This window comes from Aeromonas sp. EU05-FHT14A05 (assembly GCF_058791175.1).
This window is the reverse complement of the sequence record NZ_JBYTDH010000016.1, coordinates 71,818-78,501: the sequence shown is the minus strand read 5'-3', so window position 1 is coordinate 78,501 and position 6,684 is coordinate 71,818. Positions and strand designations below refer to the sequence as shown.

Genomic DNA, 6,684 nt, shown 5'->3' with positions numbered 1-6,684 from the left:
AGGAGGCGCATCTTACGCTCCTCACTTCGAAAGTCAAGCGGTTGTTTTCGCTTTTCTTTCGGCGCCTGCTTCGCAAGGAAGCTAGCTCATCAGTTCGGCGTGTTCCGCCGTGCTGGTAGGGGCGCATTATAGGGAGCCGCGCCGGGATGACAAGGGCTTTTTCACCTTAACCGTTTGTTCGCTCAGTTCTACAGCAAGACGTTCCTTTTTTACCCACCACCCCACCCAAATCGGCATTCCCTGGATTTAAATTGAACATTTGAAAAGCCACTTTATAATTGGCTTTTCAAATGTTCAATTAAGGTCGCTGCCATGCACCAGATCCTCGATAGCCATAAGGAGGAGCAGATAGTTCCCCTGTTCCGCCTGGGGTTTCGCCCCTTCTTCCTGCTCGGAGCCCTGTTTTCTTGCCTGGCCATGCTGGGTTGGCTGGGACAGCTCAATGGCTGGTTCAGCCTGCCCGGTATTGGCAATCCCATCTGGTGGCACGCTCATGAGATGTTGTTCGGCTTTGGCGCCGCCATAGTTGCGGGGTTTCTACTGACCGCCGTCCAGAACTGGACGGCTCATCCCGGCGTTCGCAGCTGGCCATTGGCACTGATCGTGGGATTGTGGGTGCTGCCAAGGAGCCTGCTACCCTGGCTTGGAGAAGACAATCTCATTCTGATGGTTCTGGATCTGGCCTGGTTGCCGCTCTGTGCCTGGTTCCTCGCCAAGCCCGTCATCATGACGCGCCAATGGCGCAACCTCTTCTTTGCCCCCCTGCTCCTCATATTGACTCTGCTCAATGGCGCCAGCTGGTTATGGCGAGATGACTGGAGCACAGTGGAGCATCTGCTCATCACGACGGTATTGCTGTTCACCACCCTGATCGCCGTGATGGGCGGACGTGTGATTCCCTTCTTCACCGCCAGGGGCACGGGTCAGGAGAAGGCGCCGCCCAGCCCTTGGCTGGAGCGCGGGGCACTGGCCTCTCTCTGGCTGATCCTGCTGCTCTGGCTGCTGCCTGACTCATGGATCAACTCTCTATATATGGTGCCTCTATATATAGTGGCGGCCGGCTTGCACCTGTGCAGGCAACTGCGCTGGCGACCCGGCACCACCCTGGCACAGCCCCTGCTATGGTCGCTGCACCTGGCTTACCTGTTTATTCCCCTCGGCCTGCTCGCCCTCGCGGCCCAGGCTGCGGGGCTGCCTCTCAGCTTGTCCCTCGCCAGTCACCTGCTCAGTGCTGGCTGCATGGGGACCATGATCCTCGGAATGATTGCCAGGGTGTCACTCGGGCACAGCGGCAGAGCCCTGCACGTCGGGCGCTGGATCACCCTGGCATTCGCGCTGGTGATCCTCTCTGCCTTCGTGCGGGTCTTGCTCCCTCTGCATTGGCCTACCTTGACACTGACGGGATGGAACCTGAGCGGCTGGAGCTGGATAGCGGCCTATGGTCTGTTTGTCTGGTTCTATACCCCCATCCTGACCCGCCCCAGAGCCGATGGTCGTCCGGGTTAACCATCAGGGGCGAATGGCAGGATAGTGGATCAGGTTGTGGAAGACGGCCGGGGCTATTCCCAGATTACGGTAACCATGGGGACGGTCGGCGGCGAAGCGTACGGCTTCTCCCTGATCCAGCGAGCGCCACTGCCCATCGACCAGCACCTCCATCACACCGCTGATGACGATCACATGTTCGGTCACCCCGGGCTCATGGGGTTCAGATTCCCGCTGATAGCCGGGTAGAAGGGTCAACTCGAACAGCTCGAAACCGAACCGGTCTTCATAGGGAAACAGGGGCGCCACCTGCATGCCTTCGCCCGCTGGTTGCTGGCGAATGTCATCGGCGATGCGATAGAGCGTCTCCCCCGCCACTGCCGGGGTCGGCTCGATAAAGCTGGAGAAGGAGACCCGAAACCCGGTGGCGATCTTCCACAGGGTCGCCACCGTCGGGCTGGATTCCCCCCGCTCTATCTGCCCCAGCATGGCCTTGCTCACCCCCGTCTCGCGGGCAGCCACATCCAGACTCCACCCCAGTTCGGCGCGCAGCCCTTTCAATCGCTGAGCCAGGTGCCGATTCATCTCCTGCATACGCCCTCTCCCGAATGCTGCATCTTCGCCTTGTGCGTTATAGCGCACGCCGCTATAGTCAAAGCCACATTGTACGTAATAACGCACAAGCTATCAGCATACACAAGGATGTCGCCATGCCCTTTGCTCTCCCTCATCTGGTCGCAGGCCTAATCGCCGTCCTGGTTGGCTATACCAGTTCGGTCGTACTGATCATTCAGGCGGCTACCGCCGCCGGCGCCGATGCAGCCCAGGTATCTTCCTGGCTATGGACGCTGGGTATCGGCATGGGTGTGAGCTGCATCGGCCTCTCCCTCTATTACCGCACCCCCGTACTGACCGCCTGGTCAACACCTGGGGCCGCCCTGCTCATCACCAGCCTGGGCAATTTCAGCCTGGCGGAGGCCATAGGTGCCTTCATCATCTCCTCCTTGCTGATCACCCTGTGCGGTATCAGCGGCTGGTTCGACAGGCTGATGCGCCACATCCCGGCTCCTCTGGCCGCCGCCATGCTGGCCGGGGTGCTGCTCAGATTCGGGCTGGATCTGTTCAAGGTGGCCCCCCAGGATCCCCTGCTGCTTGGCGCCTTGCTGCTGGCTTTCCTGCTCGGCCGCCACCTCTGGCCCCGCTATACCATGGTGCTGGTCCTGGCCACCGGCATGCTGCTCTGCATCCTGAGGGGCGAGCTGCAACTGGCTGAAGTCCACTGGCAGCTCTCCAGCCCGGTGTGGATATCGCCAGCCTTTTCCATCAACGCCGTGCTGGGGATAGCGCTGCCGCTGTTCCTCGTCACCATGACGTCGCAAAACATGCCCGGCATCGCGATCCTCCGTGCCCATGGCTATCAACCTGCCACCTCTTCCCTGATCGGCTGGACCGGCCTGACCGGTCTGCTGCTGGCCCCGTTCGGTGGTTACACCTTCAACCTGGCCGCCATCACGGCCGCCATCTGCATGGGCAAGGAGGTGGATCCCGACGTCGCTCGCCGCTGGCCCGCCGCCGTGTGGGCGGGTTGCTTCTACCTGCTGACCGGTTGCTTCGGGGCGACTGTGGTCGCCTTGTTCAGCGCCTTCCCCACCGCTCTGGTGACCTGCGTGGCCGGGCTGGCACTGCTCGGCACCATAGGCAGCAGCCTGCACGGCGCGCTGCAGCAGGATGAAGAGCGGGAAGCCGCACTGCTCACCTTCCTCATCACGGCCTCGGGGATCAGCCTGCTCGGTGTCGGTTCCGCCTGCTGGGGATTGCTGGTCGGCGTGGCGCTGCATCAAGTCAACCGACTCCGCGCCTGACCTGACCATCTGGGGAGACCCTAGTGAGACACAACACATAATTCGGCAAGGATGCTTCACAGCCGAACCCAACTCCCGTCTAGTGAAGAAGAGGCGCAGATTCTTCCCGATGCGCGCCTCTGTCAGACTCAATACTGGAGAAGAAGAATGAGGAATCAGGCTGTCATTTTATTGCTGGCCCTGCTGGGCACCGCCAGTGCCCATGCCGCCGACACGGACAGGGAGCTGGCACGCCAGCTCGCACTGCAGCAGAAGAGTCTGTTGCCCCTGCTCACCAATCAGGAGTACCAGAGTCCGCTGCCCAACCTGCTGCAAAAGGCGAGCCCCAGGCTGAAGCGCCAAGCCACCGATGCCAATCAGGCCGCCATCAACCGGCAAGGACTGGAGGGTGAGGTCAAACAGCTGATGCAGTTGCGACTGGCCAACCCCGAGCAGGCCAATGCGCTCAAGCAGGGAACAGAGCCGCTGATTGCATACGTGCCGAGCGGCGATGAGAAGAGCTGGAGCGCCATCGAAGCCTTCGATGGCGCCGGCAATCCGGTCTACCTCGATGTGAACCAGCCACCGGCACGACCCGTGCTGGTAGTGGAGGCCGACCCCATCAAGGCCAAGAATGCCGGTCTGAAGGTGATGCGCAAGGCGCTGGCTGCCGCCGACATCCAGGCGGCCCCCCGCGCAGCCAGCAACACGGCCCCCCTCAAGACCAGCATCCTCAAGAAGATCAGGCTCAGCGATGATCAGGAGCCCTGGTTGCTCGGCACCGCCGAGGTCTACGCCGTCGTGGCCGGGGTCAATCCGAGCCGGGATGACCCCGTGGTGGACATAGTCGACATGCCCTACCTCGACCATGACAACACAGATTACAGCCCGAACCAGATCCTGGTGTACTGGGATCGCTATCGCTGGGGTGCGGTCGACCTCGTCATGATGGAGCAGGATGACAACGTCAACTACAAGGAGCTGAGCGCCCTGTTGATCGAGGCGCTGAAGCTCGGCTTCACCGCTGGCGGCGTGCCGGAAGCCCTCCCCTTCCTCGATCTCGGCGGCCGCATCGTCAAGGCGCTGCCCGACTCCTGGATGACCAACAACGACGACTACCTGGATACCTTCTACACCCTGGAGCAGGACCAGAGCTACCACCAGTATCCCGGTGCCGCCGGCAATGCGGTCATCACGCTGGAGCCCAAGGAGATCCAGCCGACCAGACCCTGATCATCGCCCATAGCAAAAAGCCAATGAGGCAACTCATTGGCTTTTCTCGTTTCTGACTGATGGGGATCAGGCCTGGCCTTTGGGCCTCACACCCAGGGTATGGCAGATGGCGTAGGTCAGCTCGGAGCGGTTCAGGGTGTAGAAGTGGAAATCCTTCACCCCTTCCTGGCTCAGCACCCGCACCTGATCGATGGCGATGCTGGCCCCCACCATGTTGCGGGTCATCTGATCGTTATCCAGCCCCTCGAATCGCTGGTGCATCCAGCGCGGGATCTTCACGTTGGTAAAGCCGGCAAACTTGTTGAGGGTCTGGAAATTGGAGACCGGCAGTATCCCCGGCACGATTTCGGCATCGATGCCGATGGCGGCGCAGCGATCGCGGAAGCGCAGGTAGGTCTCCACATCGAAGAAGAACTGGGTAATGGCGCGGTTGGCACCGGCATCTATCTTGCGCTTGAGGTTGAGCAGGTCGGACTGCGCGCTCCTGGCTTCGGGGTGGCCCTCCGGATAGGCGGCAACCGAGATGTCGAAGTCGGCCTCGGACTTGAGCAGGGCGACCAGATCGGTGGCATACATGTCCGGCTTGTCGAGTCCGGGAGGCAGGTCACCGCGCAGTGCCACTATGTGGCGAATGCCGCTGTTCCAGTAGTCACGGGCAATGGTTCTCAGCTCGTCGCGGCTGGCATCGATACAGGTCAGGTGCGGCGCGGCGATGAGGCCGGTGCGCTCCTTGATGTCCTTGATCACCTTGTGGGTGCGATCCCGGGTGCCCGAGTTGGCGCCATAGGTCACGGAGACAAACTTGGGTTCCAGCACCTGCAGTCGTTCGATAGATTGCCAGAGGGTGTTCTCCATCCCTTCACTGTTGGGTGGAAAAAACTCGAAGCTGACCGAAATGTTGTTACCCAAGTCAGCCAGACTCTGGTTGAGTGCCTCGACCTGACGCGCGCTGTGAAATCCCATCTGCTCTCTCCCTGTCCTACAACCGATTCCTGTACGTCAAAACGGATGTTTGGACGTCTAAACGTCTTTCTATCTTTATGAGAAAACGGATCAAAGTCAACACCGATTTGCCGGCGAAGGCGGGATAAACGATTTTTTTTATTTTGCAATTCGACCCAAGTAACGACGGGCCCCATCCCAAAATGGCCTCAGGCACGCTATGATGCGGGCGGATCGTCCTGGACGTTCTGAATCTGCGTGTGATTGTTTGGCCGGGTTTCCCGGCCTTTTTTTAACTTCTCCCTCTCCCTGCCGATAATCAATTCAAGCATTTGCAGGAGCCTTGTCATGGAAGATCACCCCGGTTTTGCCACCGATTTGCTGTTCGATCGCTATCAGGGCGAGGTGACGGACCATGAAGGGTTCTGGGCCGTGTGCACCCCGACCGCCCCGGATTACTACTTCGGCAACTATCTGCTGCTCCCCACGCCCCCCAGCGACCGCGACAAGGGTTGGCTCGAAGCCAGCTTCGACAAGCTGATCGGCCAGGATCCCAGGATCCGCCATCGCACCTTCCAGTGGCCGCTGGCCGAGGGGCAGAACAGCCGGGTCGCCGGCTTCGTGGCGGCGGGATACCAGTACATGGAGTGCGTGGTGCTGGCGCTGGAGGCGGCCGACTGTAAGGCCCAGAGCGACCAGGACCTCGCCCCTGCCCGCCCCTTCACCCCCGCCGACTGGGATGACTGGCTGACCCTGGAGCTCGATGACAGGGACTCGGGCCATGATGAGGCAAGCTACCTTGCCTACCTTCAGTCACGGCGCGACCTCTATCAGGCCATGATCGCCGATGGGTTGGGACAGTGGTGGGGGATCTGGCATCAGGATCGTCTGGTCGCCAGTTGCGGCCTCTTCTTCACCGGCGCCATGGGGCGCTTTCAACTGGTACGCACCCATCAGGATTGGCGCAACCGGGGCCTCTGCCGTCAGTTGCTGAGCCAGGTCGCCCGCCAGGGGTTCGAGCGGGCCAGGCAGCTCATCATAGTGGCGGACGAGCACTACCACGCCCAGCGGGTCTACCGCGCCCTGGGCTTCGTCCCGGTGGCGCGCATCGGCAGCCTGTGCCGCTGGGCTCAGCAGCCATAGGCAGCTGGCGCAAATGAAAACGGGAGGCTGATGCCTCCCG

General features: G+C 61.1%; 6 protein-coding genes. 4 read left to right on the top strand and 2 right to left on the bottom strand.

The features are described from left to right. Nucleotides 1–312 precede the first annotated feature (312 nt). Nucleotides 313–1,506 carry an NnrS family protein gene (locus AC3WR3_RS18750; RefSeq protein ID WP_492292868.1) on the top strand — a complete coding sequence of 398 codons (1,194 nt, stop codon included), beginning with the start codon at nt 313–315 and terminating at the stop codon, nt 1,504–1,506. A gap of 3 nt (nt 1,507–1,509) precedes the next feature. Here the strand turns inward: AC3WR3_RS18750 and AC3WR3_RS18745 are convergent, their stop codons facing one another. Then, the gene (locus AC3WR3_RS18745) at nt 1,510–2,079 is read right to left on the bottom strand and encodes a helix-turn-helix domain-containing protein (protein WP_492292866.1); all 570 of its coding nucleotides are present in this window, start codon (nt 2,077–2,079) and stop codon (nt 1,510–1,512) included. A gap of 116 nt (nt 2,080–2,195) precedes the next feature. Here AC3WR3_RS18745 and AC3WR3_RS18740 point away from each other — a divergent pair, with 116 nt between their 5' ends. After that, nucleotides 2,196–3,347, top strand: a complete 1,152-nt coding sequence (locus tag AC3WR3_RS18740; RefSeq protein WP_492292864.1) for a benzoate/H(+) symporter BenE family transporter — start codon at nt 2,196–2,198, stop codon at nt 3,345–3,347. 147 nt (nt 3,348–3,494) lie between these two features. After that, nucleotides 3,495–4,559 (top strand): DUF3103 family protein, encoded by a 1,065-nt coding sequence (locus tag AC3WR3_RS18735; protein ID WP_492292862.1) that lies wholly within the window; start codon nt 3,495–3,497, stop codon nt 4,557–4,559. A gap of 66 nt (nt 4,560–4,625) precedes the next feature. Here AC3WR3_RS18735 and metF read toward each other — a convergent pair whose 3' ends face one another. After that, on the bottom strand, nt 4,626–5,522 hold the full coding sequence (metF, locus tag AC3WR3_RS18730) for a methylenetetrahydrofolate reductase (protein ID WP_025328549.1): 897 nt from the start codon (nt 5,520–5,522) through the stop codon (nt 4,626–4,628). A gap of 327 nt (nt 5,523–5,849) precedes the next feature. Between metF and AC3WR3_RS18725 the strand changes: the two genes are divergently transcribed. Then, complete coding sequence (locus AC3WR3_RS18725; protein WP_492292859.1) at nt 5,850–6,644, top strand: GNAT family N-acetyltransferase; 795 nt, start codon at nt 5,850–5,852, stop codon at nt 6,642–6,644. Nucleotides 6,645–6,684 lie beyond the last annotated feature (40 nt).